This window comes from Pseudomonas sp. FW305-7, assembly GCF_058786735.1.
Genome location: NZ_JBYSZA010000006.1, coordinates 82,636 through 98,207 on the forward strand (window position 1 = coordinate 82,636; position 15,572 = coordinate 98,207).

Sequence of the window (15,572 nt, forward strand, 5' to 3'; positions counted from 1 at the left end):
CATGTCTGCGCGCCTGCTCTATGTGATGGATCCGATGTGTTCGTGGTGCTGGGGGTTCGCTCCGGTGGCCAAGGCACTGGTCGAGCAGGCGCAGGCAGCCGGGGTGGAGTTGCATCTGGTGGTCGGTGGTTTGCGCACCGGCAGCGGTTCGGCGCTGGAACCGACCACGCGTCGTTACATCCTTGAGCACTGGCAAGCGGTCACCGAGGCCACCGGCCAGCCGTTCAAGTTCGACGGCGCGCTGCCCGATGGTTTTGTTTACGACACCGAACCTGCCTGCCGCGCGATCGTCACCGCGCGCAGCCTTGCGCCCGATTGTGCGTGGACGCTGGTTGGGCTGATTCAGCAGGCGTTTTACGCTGAAGGTCGCGATGTCACTCAGGCCAGCGTACTGGTGGAACTGGCCGAACAGGCCGGTGTGCCGCGTATCGAATTCGCCGCGCTGTTCGATCATGCCGATCAACACAAAGCGACTCAGGCCGATTTCAGTTGGGTACAGGATCTCGGCATCGCCGGTTTCCCGACCTTGCTCGCCGAACGCAATGGCCAACTGGCGTTGCTCACCAACGGCTATCAACCGCTCAGCGAATTGTCGCCCTTGCTCGGCCGCTGGCTGGAGCGCGCCGCCTGTGCCTGACCACGCCGATGACACGCCAGCCGTAAAGCGTGTCGACCGGCTGAGCTGGGCAGAAGTCCGGCGCCTGGCACTGCATCACAAAAAATCCCTGTGGATCGCCAACGGCGTGGCCGTGCTGGCGACGCTGTGCAGCGTGCCGATTCCGCTGCTGCTGCCATTGCTGGTCGACGAGGTGTTGCTCGGCCACGGCGACGCCGCGCTGAAAGTCATGAACCATGTGCTGCCGACGATGTGGCAGCAAGCGGCGGGTTATATCGGCCTCATGCTGGTGGTCACCCTGACACTGCGATGCAGCGCGTTGTGTTTTGGCGTGTTGCAGTCGCGGCTGTTCGCACGGCTGGCCAAGGACATCGTCTATCGCATTCGCGTGCGCCTGATTGATCGGCTCAAACGTATTTCCCTCGGCGAGTACGAAAGTCTCGGCAGCGGCACGGTGACCACGCATCTGGTCACGGACCTGGACACCCTCGACAAGTTTGTCGGTGAAACCCTCAGCCGTTTTCTGGTGGCGATGCTGACCTTGGTCGGCACCGCGAGCATTCTCATGTGGATGCACTGGAAACTGGCCTTGCTGATTCTGCTGTTCAACCCGCTGGTGATTTACGCCACGGTGCAGTTGGGCAAACGGGTCAAGCATCTGAAGAAACTCGAGAACGACAGCACGGCGCGTTTCACCCAGGCGCTGAGCGAAACCCTCGATTCGATTCAGGAAGTGCGTGCGGGCAACCGTCAGGGTTACTTCCTTGGCCGGCTCGGCTTGCGCGCGCAGGAAGTGCGTAATTACGCAGTCAACTCGCAGTGGAAAACCGACGCATCCAATCGCGCCAGTGGCCTGCTGTTCCAGTTCGGTATCGATATATTCCGTGCGGCGGCGATGCTCACCGTGCTGTTTTCCGACCTGTCGATCGGTCAGATGCTCGCGGTGTTCAGTTACCTGTGGTTCATGATCGGCCCGGTGGAACAGCTGCTGAATCTGCAATACGCCTACTACGCGGCCGGCGGTGCGCTGGCGCGGATCAACGAGTTGCTGGCACGCGCCGATGAGCCGCAGTACCCGGGCGGTGTCGATCCGTTCAAGGGCCGCGACACCGTGGGCATTCAGGTGCAAGGCCTGAGCTTCGGTTATGGCGACGAATTGGTGCTGAACAAGCTGGACCTGTCCATCGCGCCCGGTGAGAAGGTGGCCATCGTCGGCGCCAGCGGCGGCGGCAAAAGTACCCTGGTGCAGTTGCTGTTGGGACTGTACACGCCGCTGGCCGGGACCATCCGTTTCGGCGGTTCGACCCAACAGGAAATCGGCCTGGAGACGGTTCGCGAAAACGTCGCTGTGGTGTTGCAACACCCGGCGCTGTTCAACGATACCGTGCGCGCCAATCTGACCATGGGCCGCACCCGCAGCGACGAAGCCTGTTGGCAGGCGCTGGAAATCGCCCAGCTCGAACCCGCTATCCGCGCCTTGCCGGACGGCCTCGACAGCATCGTCGGGCGCTCCGGTGTGCGTCTGTCTGGCGGTCAGCGCCAGCGCCTGGCGATTGCGCGAATGATCCTCGCCGAGCCGAAAGTGGTGATCCTCGACGAAGCCACCTCGGCTCTCGACGCCGCCACCGAATACAACTTGCACCAAGCCATGGCGCGCTTTCTCAATGGCCGCACGACGCTGATCATTGCCCACCGCCTGTCGGCTGTGAAGCAGGCTGATCGGGTGCTGGTCTTCGATGGCGGGCAGGTTGCCGAAGATGGCGATCATCAGCAGTTGATTGCCGACGGCGGGCTGTACGCCAAACTCTATGGCCACCTGCAACAAATCCAGCGCCCTTGAGTTTTGTCGGCGTTTCTGTGCTTAGTGCTTGAATTGCTTTGACTAAAGACGCCCGGAATACCTCCGCGGACAGCAACGTTGCACGATCGACATAGAGGACGGCAGAGCTGTCCCTTTGACATGTCGAAAATTAGCCTAGGCTGAGCTGTCAGGAGCGGTATTTTCCGGTGTTCATCTGGCAGTGCTTGCGCAAGGGATCTCATGAAGCAAAAGCGGACTCTCGGAACGCCACGGTTGTTGGGCATCGTCTGGCCATTTATTGCCGTCGTGTTATTTCAGGCCTTGTTGGGGGGCGTGAGTCTTTACGTGCTGTCGGCCGTTCGCGGGTATGTGGCGGGGGAGAGTCTCTGGTCCAAGGGCCAGAAAGACGCCATCTACTACCTCAATCTGTACGCCGACAGTCGTGACGAGTCGATTTTCCTCAAATACCAGAATGCGATTGCCGTGCCTCAGGGCGGCCATCAGTTACGCCTCGCGCTGGATCGCCAGCCGCCGGATCTGGCTGCTGCGCGCGAAGGCATTCTCAAGGGCGGCAATCACCCCGATGACGTCTCCAGCCTGATCTGGCTGTACCTCAACTTCCGTCATTTCAGTTACCTGGAAACCGCCATCGACCGCTGGACCGTGGGTGACGCCTATCTGGTCGAGCTCGATGACGTGGCGCGCGAGATGCATCGGAGCATTGCGCAGAACAGCGCCAGCAGCGCCGACATCCAGGGCTGGAAGGCGCGGATCTTTGCCATCAATGACGGCGTGACCCCGGCGGCGAAAGCGTTCAGCGATGCCCTGGGCGAAGGCTCGCGGATGATCCTGCGGCTGCTGCTGTTCACCAACCTGGCCACGGCGCTGGGCTTGATCGTGCTGGCCTTGTTACGCACGCACAAACTGCTCAAGCAGCGTCATGCCTTCGCCGAAGCGCTGCAACTGGAGAAGGACCGCGCGCATGTCACGTTGCAATCGATTGGCGATGGCGTCATCACCACTGACGTGAGCGGCGCTATCGACTACATGAACCCCGCCGCCGAAGCCATGACCCACTGGAAGGCCGAGCAGGCCGCAGGATTGCCGCTGGCAGCGTTGTTCAACTTGCTCGACGACAACGCCCAGACCGAAGGCCTGACCCTGATCGAGCACATTCTCAGCGGCCAGCTCAGTGGTGGCAGCGAGCACTCCAAGCTGATCCAGCGTCTGGATGGCAGCACGGTTTCGGTGACGCTGGTTGGCGCGCCGATCCGCAATAGCGGCAAGGTCATTGGCACGGTGCTGGTGCTGCACGACATGACCCAGGAGCGGCAATACATCGCCAATCTGTCGTGGCAGGCCACCCATGATGCGCTGACCGGGCTGGCCAACCGCCGCGAGTTCGAATATCGCCTGGAACAGGCATTGCACAACCTCACGCGCCAGTCCGGGCGGCATGCGCTGATGTTCCTCGATCTGGATCAGTTCAAACTGGTCAACGACACCTGCGGGCATGCCGCCGGCGATGAACTGTTGCGGCACATCTGCACGTTGTTGCAATCAGGCCTGCGCGAGGGCGACACGCTGGCGCGCCTGGGCGGTGACGAGTTCGGCATTCTGCTGGAGAACTGCGCGCCGGAAGCGGCTGAGAAGATCGCCGAGTCGCTGCGCCAGACCGTGCAGAATCTGCATTTTGTCTGGAAAGGGCGGCCCTTCCTGACCACCGTGAGTATCGGCCTGGTCCATGTCGCGCAAACGCCGACAACCCTCGAAGCCTCGCTGCGTGCTGCCGACATGGCCTGCTACATGGCCAAGGAGAAAGGGCGCAACCGCGTGCAGGTCTACCATGCCGACGATTCCGAGCTGTCGCTGCGCTTCGGCGAAATGGCCTGGGTGCAACGACTGCACATGGCGCTGGAAGAGAACCGCTTCTGCCTCTATGCCCAGGAAATCTCGCCGCTGAAACCGAGCGACGGCAAGGGTGGGCACATCGAGATTCTGCTGCGTCTGCACGATGAAGCCGGTCGGATGATTCTGCCGGACAGTTTCATTCCGGCCGCCGAACGTTATGGTTTGATGAGTCAGTTGGATCGCTGGGTAGTGCAAAACGTATTTAAGGTTATTGCTCAATGTATTGCACAAGAACATAAAGGCCCATTAGCAATGTGTGCGATTAATCTGTCAGGCATTACTATCGGAGATGACGCGTTTTTGCACTTCCTGCGGGAACAGTTTGTTATTTATTCGATCCCGCCTGAAATGATTTGTTTTGAAATTACTGAAACCAGTGCAATTTCAAACTTGGGTAGTGCAATCAGATTTATTAATGAACTCAAAGGCTTGGGCTGCTATTTCTCGCTTGATGACTTTTGTGCCGGAATGTCTTCATTCGCTTATCTGAAACATTTGCCTGTAGACTTCCTGAAGATCGATGGGAGTTTCGTAAAGGATATGCTGGACGACCCGATTAATCGCGCAATGGTCGAAGTGATCAATCACATCGGCCATGTCATGGGTAAGCAGACAATTGCCGAGTTTGTTGAAACAACCCAGATCGAGCAGGCATTGCTTGAGATTGGTGTGGATTACGCTCAGGGTTATGTTATTGAACGCCCGCAATTGTTTACCTGCGACAGTTTGCTAAGTCGCCCCGCCAGACCGCAGCCGCTGTTATTCAAAGCGCCTGGCACGTTCCGTTGAAATCTCTCGCCGATCCTTACAATCACAAATCAAAAGGAGCCGAACAGTGATCGACACATTCAACCGAACCGGACCACTCATGGAAGCTGCAAGTTATCCCGGCTGGGCACAACAGCTGATCGAGGATTGCAGCGAGAGCAAGCGCCGGGTTGTCGAACATGAGTTGTATCTGCGCATGCGCGATAACAAGCTCAGCGCCAAAACCATGCGCCAGTACCTGATCGGGGGCTGGCCGGTGGTTGAGCAATTTGCCTTGTACATGGCGCAGAATCTCACCAAAACCAAATTTGCCCGTCACCCGGGCGAAGACATGGCGCGGCGCTGGTTGATGCGCAACATCCGCGTTGAACTCAATCACGCCGATTACTGGGTGCACTGGAGTCGCGCGCACGGCGTCAGTCTGGAAGATCTCCAAGCCCAGCACGTGCCGCCCGAACTGCATGCGCTGAGTCATTGGTGCTGGCACACCAGTTCTGCCGATTCGCTGATCGTGGCCATCGCCGCGACCAATTACGCTATCGAAGGCGCGACCGGGGAGTGGTCGGCGCTGGTCTGTTCTACCGGGGTTTACGCCGCTGCGTTCCCCGAAGAAGACCGAAAGCGGGCGATGAAGTGGCTGAAGATGCACGCCCAATACGATGATGCTCATCCGTGGGAGGCGCTGGAAATCATCTGCACCCTGGCGGGCATGAACCCGAGCAAGGCTTTGCAGGCCGAGCTGCGTCAGGCGATCTGCAAGAGCTATGACTACATGTACCTGTTCCTGGAGCGCTGCATGCAGCTCGAAACGTCGGAGCGTTTGCTGGTAAGTCGTGAGCGCAGGGCCGTGGTCGAGAGCTGATTAGCCGCGTAAAAATGTAGGACTGAGCCTGCTCGCGATGGCGGACTGCCAGTCAACATCATTGTTGAATGTCAGATCGCTATCGCGAACAGGCTCACTCCTGCAGTTGTTTTTGCCGGCGGGGAGATTCAGCCCGCCATCGCCAAGCGATTACGCCCTTCGCGTTTGGCCACGTATAGCGCACTGTCCGCGCGGCGCAACAGGCTTTCTACCGATTCGCCCGGAAGCAGGGTCGAGCAACCGAGGCTGACCGTCAATTCGATCAACTGCCCATCCGCGTAATACTCCGCCGCCTGCGCCGCATAGCGCAGACGCTCGCCGACCATCGCCGCCGCTTCCCGGCTGGTGTTGGACAGCAGGATCAGAAACTCTTCCCCGCCATAGCGAAACACCATGTCGACGTTGCGCAACTGTCCCTTGATCGATGCGGCCACGGCTTTGAGCACGGTGTCGCCAGCGCTGTGTCCATGACTGTCATTGACGCGTTTGAAGTGGTCGATATCGAGCATCAGCACGGATAAAGGTTGCAGATGCCGACGCGACATTTCGATCTCGCGTTGCAGCGTTTGCTCCATGGCGATGCGGTTGCCGGCGCCGGTCAACGGATCACGCAATGCGCTTTGCGTCGCGGCGCGATAGAGCAGGGCATTGCGCATCGGAAACAGCAACGACGACAGCAGCGATTCGAGATTGCCCTGATCCTGTTCGTTGAAACGTTGATTGCGCCGGAACACCAGTTCGCCCATGTGCTCGCCTTCGTGGCTCAAGCTGTAGCTGACCGAATGATGGCCTCGGGCGCCGAATTCCAGGCGCAGGTCACTGCCCTGATGCGCGTAGCTCAAGGCATCCAGCGGCACTAGACGTTGTACTTCGCGGAAGAACAGACCGAGGATCCGTTGCGGTTCAAGACTGGTTTGCAGTTGCAGGCTCATTTGCTGGCGCAGTTGCGCCAGGCTGGTCGGTCGCTCCAGAAGGGGAGGCAGTTGACCAAAGCCCAGGCGTTGCAATTTGGCACTGTCAAAGTCAATTGCATTGGTCTGGGAGGGTGATTTCATATGGCGTGAGCCCCTAAGCAGTAAGTCTGTCTTACAGGCTGGGTGAGAGCGGCTATGGGCTGCGCGTCATACTGATCCATCAGTCCCGTAGGACATTTGGCGTAAGTTTAGTCTGCCTGATGACGATTAGTCAGCTATCGAATCAGGCCTTGCCCCATTGCCTTCACACGGCATGCTTTGAGGAAAATTAGAGCGAAAGTCGTGCCATTCGGTTCGGTTTTATTTAACCCGTTATAAATCAACGACTTGATATGAAAGGTAAGGAGGTTGTGCTGGATATTTGACTGTTATGTGACGGCAGGCAGCGGCAAATGCGTGCCGCGACGGTAATCCGCCACGGCAACAAATGCGACGTATGGCATTACTGTGCGTTGAATGCCTGGCCGTTGATGCCGGTACTGTCCGGGCCCATCAAGTACAGATAGACCGGCATGATTTCCTCCGGAGTCGGATTGTTCAGCGGGTTTTCTCCCGGGTAAGCCTGCGCGCGCATGCTGGTGCGAGTGCCGCCCGGGTTGATGCTGTTGGCGCGTACTGGCGCCACGCCGTCGACTTCATCGGCGAGGGTTTGCATCAGGCCTTCGGTGGCGAACTTCGACACGCCGTAAGCGCCCCAGTAGGCACGACCCTTGCGCCCGACGCTGCTGGAGGTGAACACCACCGAAGCATCCTGCGACAGCTTGAGCAGCGGCAGCAGAGTGCTGGTGAGCATGAACATGGCGTTGACGTTGACCTGCATGACGCGCATGAAGTTTTCGCCGGACAACTGCTCGATCGGCGTGCGTGGGCCAATGATCGAGGCGTTGTGCAGCAGACCGTCAAGATGACCGAATTCGCTTTCGATCATCGCTGCCAGCTCATCGTACTGATGGGGCAGGGCGGTTTCGAGGTTGAACGGAATCACCGCCGGTTGCGGATGGCCCGCCGCTTCGATCTCGTCGTAAACCTGGGTCAGATTCGCTTCAGTCTTACCCAGCAGCAGCACGGTAGCGCCATGCGCGGCGTAGGTCTTGGCGGCAGCCGCGCCAATGCCGCGCCCGGCACCGGTGACCAGAATGACCCGATCCTTGAGCAATTCGGGACGAGCGGAGTAATCGAACATAAAAACCTCACAATCCATTCATGAAGACCTGCTTCACCCTTTGTGGTGAGGGGATTTGTCCCCGATGGGTTGCGCAGCAGCCCAGCATTCTTTCAGGTCGATTTGACGTGCAGGTTTAACGACGGCTTCGCCGTCGATCGGGGATAAATCCCCTCGCCACAAACGGCTCCTGCAAACAGTCGGGTCAGCAGCTGCAAAGCGCGCTATCGAGCACCTTGCGCAACTCCGACGGATGATCCACCACAACATCCGCACCCCAGTGCCGTGGGTTGTCATCCGGATGAATGTAGCCAAACGTCACCGCTGCCGTTTTTGTACCGGCATCGCGGCCCGACTCGATATCGCGTAGATCATCGCCTACAAACAGAACCGTCGACGGATCCAGATCAAGCATCTTGCACGCAAGGATCAACGGCTCCGGATCCGGCTTGCTGTTTTTCACGTGATCGGGGCAGATCAGCAGCGCCGAGCGCTCGGCCAGCCCCAGTTGTTGCATGATCGGCTCGGCGAAGCGCAGCGGCTTGTTGGTCACCACGCCCCAAACCAGATTGGCTTTCTCGATGTCGGCCAGCAGTTCTCCCATGCCGTCGAACAGCTTGCTGTGCACTGCGCAGCCAACCAGATAGCGTTCGAGGAATTCCAGACGCAATTCCTCGAAGCCCGGCGATTCCGGGTCCATCGAGAAAGTCACCGCGACCATCGCTTTGGCGCCGCCGGAAATTTCATCGCGGATGTGCTTGTCGTTCATCGGCGGCAAGCCGCGATCCGCGCGCATCGCCTGACAAATGGCGATGAAGTCCGGCGCGGTGTCGAGCAGGGTGCCGTCCATGTCGAAAAGGACTGCTCTGATGGCCATCGGCTTACTCCTCGCGCAGGGTCTGGATCATGTAGTTGACGTCAACGTCGTTGGCCAGTTTGTAGTGCTTGGTCAACGGGTTGTAGGTCAGGCCGATGATGTCCTTGACGGTCAGGCCGGCCATGCGGCTCCAGGCGCCCAGCTCGGACGGGCGGATGAATTTCTTGAAGTCGTGGGTGCCGCGCGGCAGCAGCTTCATGATGTATTCGGCGCCGACGATGGCAAACAGGTACGCCTTCGGGTTGCGGTTGATGGTCGAGAAGAACACCTGGCCGCCCGGTTTGACCATGCGGAAGCAGGCGCGGATCACCGACGATGGGTCGGGCACGTGCTCAAGCATCTCAAGGCAAGTTACTACGTCGAACTGCTCGGGCATTTCTTCGGCCAAAGCTTCGGCGGTGATCTGCCGGTATTCGACACTGACGCCGGATTCCAGCTGATGCAGTTGCGCCACCGCCAATGGCGCTTCGCCCATGTCGATGCCCATCACGGTGGCGCCGCGCTGGGCCATGGCTTCGCTGAGAATGCCGCCGCCGCAACCGACGTCGAGGACCTTCTTGCCAGCCAGATTGACCCGCTCGTCAATCCAGTTGACCCGCAGCGGGTTGATGTCGTGTAGCGGTTTGAATTCGCTTTCACGATCCCACCAGCGATGGGCCAGGGCTTCGAATTTGGCGATTTCGGCGTGGTCGACGTTGCTCATGTTCAATTCCTCGAAAAACTTGAAAAAGGCTGTAGCCGCGGATTGTGTTCCGCGGTGTTTACGATTCGGTGTGGCCGCTGATGCGCTGGCCCCAGGTGCGGGCGGTGGCGCCCAGCTGTTGTTCGTCCATGCGCGTCAGGCGCCGGTCGTCGAGCAATTGTTTGCCGGCGACCCACAGATGTTTCACGCAATCGCGACCGGTGGCATATATAAGCTGCGAAACCGGGTCATAGACCGGCTGCTGGGCCAGGCCGGAGAGGTCGAAGGCGACGATGTCGGCGGCTTTGCCGACTTCCAGCGAGCCGACCTGCGATTCTATGCCCAGCGCCCGCGCGCCGTTGAGAGTGGCCATGCGCAGGGCGCGGTGGGCATCGAGTGCGGTGGCCGAGCCGGCGACGGCTTTTGCCAGCAGTGCGGCAGTGCGGGTTTCACCCAGCAGGTCGAGGTCGTTGTTGCTCGCTGCACCATCAGTACCGACGGCGACATTCACCCCGGCCTGCCACAAACGCTCCACCGGGCAGAAACCGCTGGCCAGTTTGAGGTTCGATTCCGGGCAATGGATCACGCTGGTGTTGCTTTCTACCAGCAACGCCAGGTCGTCATCGCTGATCTGCGTCATGTGCACCGCCTGGAAGCGCGGGCCGAGCAAACCGAGTCGGCCGAGGCGGGCCAGCGGCCGTTCGCCGCCCTGCTCGAGCGCTTGCTGGACTTCAAAGGCAGTTTCATGGACGTGCATGTGAATCGAGGCGTCGAGCTCCTCGGCGATCACGCGGATTTTCTCAAGGTTCTCGTCGCCGACGGTGTAGGGTGCATGAGGGCCGAAAGTGATCTTGATCCGCTCATGATGCTTGAGGTCGCCAAACAGCTCGACGCCCTGACGAATGGCTTCATCGGCGCTGCTGGCGCCGGGAATCGGGAAGTCGAGGATCGGAATGGCGATTTGTGCACGGATACCGCTGTTGTGTACACGCTCACTGGCAACCTTCGGGAAGAAATACATGTCCGAGAAGCAGGTGATGCCGCCCTTGATCTGCTCGGCGATGGCCAGATCGGTGCCGTCACGGACGAAGTCTTCATCGACCCATTTGGCCTCGGCCGGCCAGATGTGGTTTTCCAGCCAGGTCATCAGCGGCAGATCGTCGGCCATGCCACGGAACAGCGTCATCGCCGCGTGGCCGTGCGCATTGATCAGGCCGGGAGCGAGCAGCACATCCGGCAGCTCGCGGATTTCCGTGGCGTTACATTTCAACGCTTCGGCGCGCGGGCCGATAAACACGATGCGACCGTCGCGGATGCCCAGGCCGTGCTCCTTGAGCACAACGCCTGCAGGTTCGACGGGTACCAGCCAGGTCGGCAGCAATAATAAGTCGAGCGCAATGGCAGGTTTCGGCATCGAGGGTCGGTTCCAGTGCTTTTATAAAGGATGGCGAAGTATACCCGAGCGTCTTCGCGGGGGGATCGCTATAATCGGCGGCTTTTGTTCATGAGTGCGGGGTGAGGGATGCGCGATCGACTGTTGGCTGCGGAGAAAGTAAAGGCCATCGATTGGCGAGATGGCGCGCTCCACCTGCTGGATCAGCGTATTTTGCCGTTCGAGGAAACCTGGATTGCCTACACCAGCGCCGCCGGCGTGGCTGAAGCGATTCGCTCGATGGTGGTGCGCGGCGCGCCGGCCATTGGCATCAGTGCGGCGTATGGCATTGTGCTTGCGGCCCGTGCGCGGGTCGCCGAAGGGGGCGACTGGTACGCGGCGCTGGAAGAGGATTTCGCACTGCTGGCCGATTCTCGTCCGACTGCGGTCAACCTGTTCTGGGCGCTGGGTCGCATGCACGATCGGCTTGATCGTCTGAAGGACAATGCCGATCCGCTGGCCGCGCTGGAAGCGGAAGCCATTGCCATTCATGAAAGCGACCGCGAAGCCAATCTGACTATGGCGCAGCTGGGCGTCGACCTGATCCGTAAGCATCAGGGCAATGCCCAGGCGATCCTGACCCATTGCAATACCGGCGCACTCGCCACGGGTGGTTTCGGTACGGCGCTGGGCGTGATCCGCGCGGCGTTCCTTGAGGGCATGGTCGAGCGTGTTTATGCCGACGAAACCCGTCCATGGCTACAGGGCTCGCGCTTGACGGCGTGGGAGCTGGCCAACGAAGGCATCCCTGTCACTCTGAATGCCGACTCCGCCGCCGCGCACATCATGAAGACCAAAGGCGTGACCTGGGTGATCGTCGGTGCTGATCGGATCACGGCCAATGGTGACGTGGCGAACAAGATCGGCACCTATCAACTGGCCGTCAATGCGATGCACCACGGTGTGCGCTTCATGGTGGTGGCGCCGAGTTCGACCATCGACATGAATCTGGCCAGCGGCGACGACATCCCGATCGAGGAGCGTGACGGTGCCGAGTTACTCGAAGTCGGCGGCAAACGTGTCGGCGCCGATGTTGAGGCGTTCAACCCGGTGTTTGACGTGACGCCGGCGGACCTGATCGATGCAATCGTCACGGAGAAAGGCATCGTCGAGCGCCCGGATACCGCGAAGATGGCCCAGTTGATGTGCCGCAAACGCCTGCATTGATGGGGTATGGCGTCTGTGAAGACGCCATCGCTGGCAAGTCAGCTCCCACAGGTTTTGAGCTTGCCACCGATTCTGTGGGAGCTGGCTTGCCAGCGATGAGGCCTTAAAAGTCAATAAACATCCGCAATCCACGCCCCAATTCTGCATTCAAAGAAGCTCTGAGCCTCTCTCGTCCCCGTTAAGCCTGTCACCGGTCAACTAACTATGCTCCATGCGCATCTGGGGGATAGGTGCGTGGCGGCCTTTGTGATAACATCCGGCGTTTTCCGAGGCAGCTCCGCGGAGCTGTCTTTACTGCGCAAATCCACTCTCCAGATTGTTGATTTGTCGTAAGTCGGTGCATGGCACTCAGCCTGCCCCGACGAGCTTCGTTGCTCCCACATGGATATGACGAAGTTTCACCAGAAAAAGGAATCAGGCTTCTCATGGGCGAACTGGCCAAAGAAATCCTCCCGGTCAATATCGAAGACGAGCTGAAACAGTCCTATCTCGACTACGCGATGAGCGTAATCGTCGGCCGTGCACTGCCGGATGCGCGCGATGGCCTCAAGCCCGTGCACCGTCGCGTACTGTTCGCGATGAGCGAGCTGGGCAACGACTTCAACAAGCCGTACAAGAAATCTGCCCGTGTTGTCGGCGACGTGATCGGTAAGTATCACCCGCACGGTGATACCGCGGTGTACGACACCATCGTCCGCATGGCTCAGCCTTTCTCCCTGCGCTACCTGCTGGTCGACGGTCAGGGCAACTTCGGTTCGGTCGACGGCGACAACGCTGCGGCCATGCGATACACCGAAGTGCGCATGACCAAGCTGGCGCACGAACTGCTGGCTGACCTGCATAAAGAAACCGTGGACTGGGTGCCGAACTACGACGGCACCGAACTGATCCCGGCGGTCATGCCGACCCGCGTGCCAAACCTGCTGGTCAACGGTTCCAGCGGTATCGCCGTGGGCATGGCGACCAACATTCCGCCGCACAACCTCGGTGAAGTCATCGACGGTTGCCTGGCACTCATCGACAACCCTGAGCTGACCGTCGATGAGCTGATGCAATACATCCCCGGTCCGGACTTCCCGACTGCCGCGATCATCAACGGCCGCGCCGGCATCATCGAAGCCTACCGCACCGGTCGCGGGCGCATTTACATGCGTGCCCGTTCGATCATTGAAGACATCGACAAGGTCGGTGGTCGTCAGCAGATCGTCATCACCGAACTGCCGTACCAGCTGAACAAGGCGCGTCTGATCGAGAAGATCGCCGAGCTGGTCAAAGAGAAGAAGCTGGAAGGCATCACCGAACTGCGCGACGAGTCCGACAAGGACGGTATGCGCGTCGTGATCGAACTGCGTCGCGGCGAAGTGCCTGAGGTGATCCTCAATAACCTGTACGCCCAGACCCAGTTGCAATCGGTATTCGGCATCAACATCGTTGCGCTGATCGATGGCCGCCCACGCATCCTTAACCTCAAGGATCTGCTGGAAGCCTTCGTTCGTCACCGTCGCGAAGTCGTCACCCGTCGTACCGTGTTCGAACTGCGCAAGGCGCGTGAGCGTGGCCACATCCTCGAAGGCCAGGCCGTCGCCCTGTCGAACATCGACCCGGTTATCGCTCTGATCAAGGCTTCGCCGACTCCTTCGGAAGCCAAGGAAGCGTTGATCAGCACGCCTTGGGAATCTTCCGCCGTAGTGGCGATGGTTGAACGAGCTGGTGCCGATTCGTGCCGTCCGGAAAACCTCGATCCCCAATACGGTCTGCGCGAAGGCAAATACTTCCTGTCGCCAGAGCAGGCGCAAGCCATTCTGGAACTGCGCCTGCACCGTCTGACCGGTCTGGAGCACGAGAAGCTGCTGGCCGAGTATCAAGAGATCCTCAACCAGATCGGCGAGCTGATCCGCATCCTCAACAGCGCCGTGCGCCTGATGGAAGTGATCCGCGAAGAGCTGGAAGTGATCCGTGCCGAATATGGCGATCAGCGTCGCACCGAGATTCTCGATGCCCGTCTCGACCTGACCCTGGGTGACATGATCCCGGAAGAAGAGCGCGTCGTGACCATTTCCCACGGTGGCTACGCCAAGACTCAGCCATTGGCTGCGTACCAGGCTCAGCGTCGTGGCGGTAAGGGCAAGTCGGCTACCGGCGTCAAGGATGAGGACTACATCGCTCACCTGTTGGTTGCCAACAGCCACACCACGCTGCTGCTGTTCTCCAGCAAGGGCAAGGTGTACTGGCTCAAGACCTACGAGATTCCGGAAGCGTCCCGCGCCGCCCGTGGTCGTCCGCTGGTCAACCTCTTGCCGTTGAGCGAGGGCGAATACATCACCACCATGCTGCCGGTCGATCTCGAAGCCATGAAGCGTCAGGCTGACGAAGAAGAAGCCGAAGGCGTTGAGACTGATGTAGAAGAAATCGAAAACAGCAACGAAACCGACGAAGAGCGCCGTGCGCGCATCAAGGCTGCCGACCGCAAGAAGGCGCCGTTCATCTTCATGTCGACCGCCAACGGTACGGTCAAGAAGACTCCGCTGGTGGCCTTTAGCCGTCAGCGCAGCGTCGGTCTGATCGCCCTGGAACTGGACGAAGGCGACATTCTGATCTCCGCTGCCATCACCGATGGCGAGCAGGAAATCATGCTGTTCTCCGACGGCGGCAAAGTGACCCGCTTCAAGGAATCCGAAGTTCGCGCCATGGGCCGTACCGCCCGGGGTGTGCGTGGCATGCGTCTGCCGGAAGGACAGAAGCTGATCTCCATGCTGATTCCGGAAGAAGGCAGCGAGATCCTCACTGCTTCCGAGCGTGGTTATGGCAAGCGTACTGCTATCACCGAGTTCCCTGAGTACAAGCGTGGTGGTCAAGGTGTTATCGCCATGGTCAGCAACGAGCGTAACGGCCGTCTGGTCGGCGCGGTTCAGGTGCAGGATGGCGAAGAAATCATGCTGATCTCCGATCAGGGCACTCTGGTGCGTACCCGTGTCGACGAAGTGTCGAGCCTGGGTCGTAACACTCAAGGTGTCACCCTGATCAAGCTGGCCAAGGATGAAACCCTGGTCGGTCTGGAGCGGGTTCAGGAGCCTTCGGAAGTCGAAGGTGAAGAGCTTGAAGGTGAAGAGGGCGAGGAATTCGAGGGCAACGTCGTGATCGACGATGCCGCCGAAGACCAGCAGCTCGACGCCGCAGCAGACGAAGAGCCGCAAGAATAAGCGGACAAGCGAGGGGGCGGATGAAAATTCGCCCCCTTGTTATTTGTCCGGTATGAAATTTCGACATCATGGAGATTCCCTTTGGGAGCGAGCCTGCTCGCGAATGCAGACGCTGCGGTA

The 15,572-nt window shown here is 59.6% G+C and carries 11 protein-coding genes; 6 read left to right on the forward strand and 5 right to left on the reverse strand.

Features of this window, described 5'->3' with window-relative positions; translation table 11 throughout:
* Positions 1-34 precede the first annotated feature (34 nt).
* The 4 genes from AC3WMT_RS10275 (at position 35) to AC3WMT_RS10290 (ending at position 5,958) form a co-directional block, all read left to right on the forward strand.
* Positions 35-637 (forward strand): DsbA family protein, encoded by a 603-nt coding sequence (locus AC3WMT_RS10275; protein WP_172828209.1) that lies wholly within the window; start codon positions 35-37, stop codon positions 635-637.
* Positions 630-2,456 (forward strand): ABC transporter ATP-binding protein, encoded by a 1,827-nt coding sequence (locus AC3WMT_RS10280; protein WP_103305663.1) that lies wholly within the window; start codon positions 630-632, stop codon positions 2,454-2,456. Before AC3WMT_RS10275 ends, AC3WMT_RS10280 begins: the two co-directional genes overlap by 8 nt.
* Positions 2,457-2,657: 201 nt before the next feature.
* Positions 2,658-5,117 (forward strand): EAL domain-containing protein, encoded by a 2,460-nt coding sequence (locus tag AC3WMT_RS10285; protein ID WP_103305664.1) that lies wholly within the window; start codon positions 2,658-2,660, stop codon positions 5,115-5,117.
* A gap of 79 nt (positions 5,118-5,196) precedes the next feature.
* Positions 5,197-5,958, forward strand: a complete 762-nt coding sequence (locus tag AC3WMT_RS10290) for an iron-containing redox enzyme family protein (protein WP_371919323.1) — start codon at positions 5,197-5,199, stop codon at positions 5,956-5,958.
* Positions 5,959-6,086: 128 nt separating this feature from the next.
* On the opposite strand, the gene AC3WMT_RS10295 is transcribed toward AC3WMT_RS10290, so the two are convergent.
* The 5 genes from AC3WMT_RS10295 to AC3WMT_RS10315 all read right to left on the reverse strand — a co-directional run bounded on the left by AC3WMT_RS10295 (position 6,087) and on the right by AC3WMT_RS10315 (position 11,067).
* Entirely contained in the window at positions 6,087-7,013 is a 927-nt protein-coding gene (locus AC3WMT_RS10295; protein ID WP_103305666.1) for a GGDEF domain-containing protein, read from the reverse strand.
* Between the two features lie 361 nt (positions 7,014-7,374).
* Entirely contained in the window at positions 7,375-8,115 is a 741-nt protein-coding gene (locus AC3WMT_RS10300; RefSeq protein ID WP_103305667.1) for a YciK family oxidoreductase, read from the reverse strand.
* A 184-nt stretch (positions 8,116-8,299) separates the two neighbouring features.
* The gene (gene mupP / locus AC3WMT_RS10305; RefSeq protein ID WP_103305668.1) at positions 8,300-8,971 is read right to left on the reverse strand and encodes an N-acetylmuramic acid 6-phosphate phosphatase MupP; all 672 of its coding nucleotides are present in this window, start codon (positions 8,969-8,971) and stop codon (positions 8,300-8,302) included.
* Positions 8,972-8,975: 4 nt separating this feature from the next.
* On the reverse strand, positions 8,976-9,674 hold the full coding sequence (ubiG, locus tag AC3WMT_RS10310) for a bifunctional 2-polyprenyl-6-hydroxyphenol methylase/3-demethylubiquinol 3-O-methyltransferase UbiG (protein WP_025113081.1): 699 nt from the start codon (positions 9,672-9,674) through the stop codon (positions 8,976-8,978).
* Between the two features lie 58 nt (positions 9,675-9,732).
* Positions 9,733-11,067: a TRZ/ATZ family hydrolase gene (locus AC3WMT_RS10315; RefSeq protein WP_103305669.1), complete on the reverse strand. Its 1,335-nt coding sequence runs from the start codon at positions 11,065-11,067 to the stop codon at positions 9,733-9,735.
* A gap of 108 nt (positions 11,068-11,175) precedes the next feature.
* Between AC3WMT_RS10315 and mtnA the strand changes: the two genes are divergently transcribed.
* Positions 11,176-12,252 (forward strand): S-methyl-5-thioribose-1-phosphate isomerase, encoded by a 1,077-nt coding sequence (mtnA, locus tag AC3WMT_RS10320; RefSeq protein WP_103305670.1) that lies wholly within the window; start codon positions 11,176-11,178, stop codon positions 12,250-12,252.
* 425 nt (positions 12,253-12,677) lie between these two features.
* Positions 12,678-15,452 carry a DNA gyrase subunit A gene (gene gyrA, locus AC3WMT_RS10325; RefSeq protein ID WP_103305671.1) on the forward strand — a complete coding sequence of 925 codons (2,775 nt, stop codon included), beginning with the start codon at positions 12,678-12,680 and terminating at the stop codon, positions 15,450-15,452.
* Positions 15,453-15,572 lie beyond the last annotated feature (120 nt).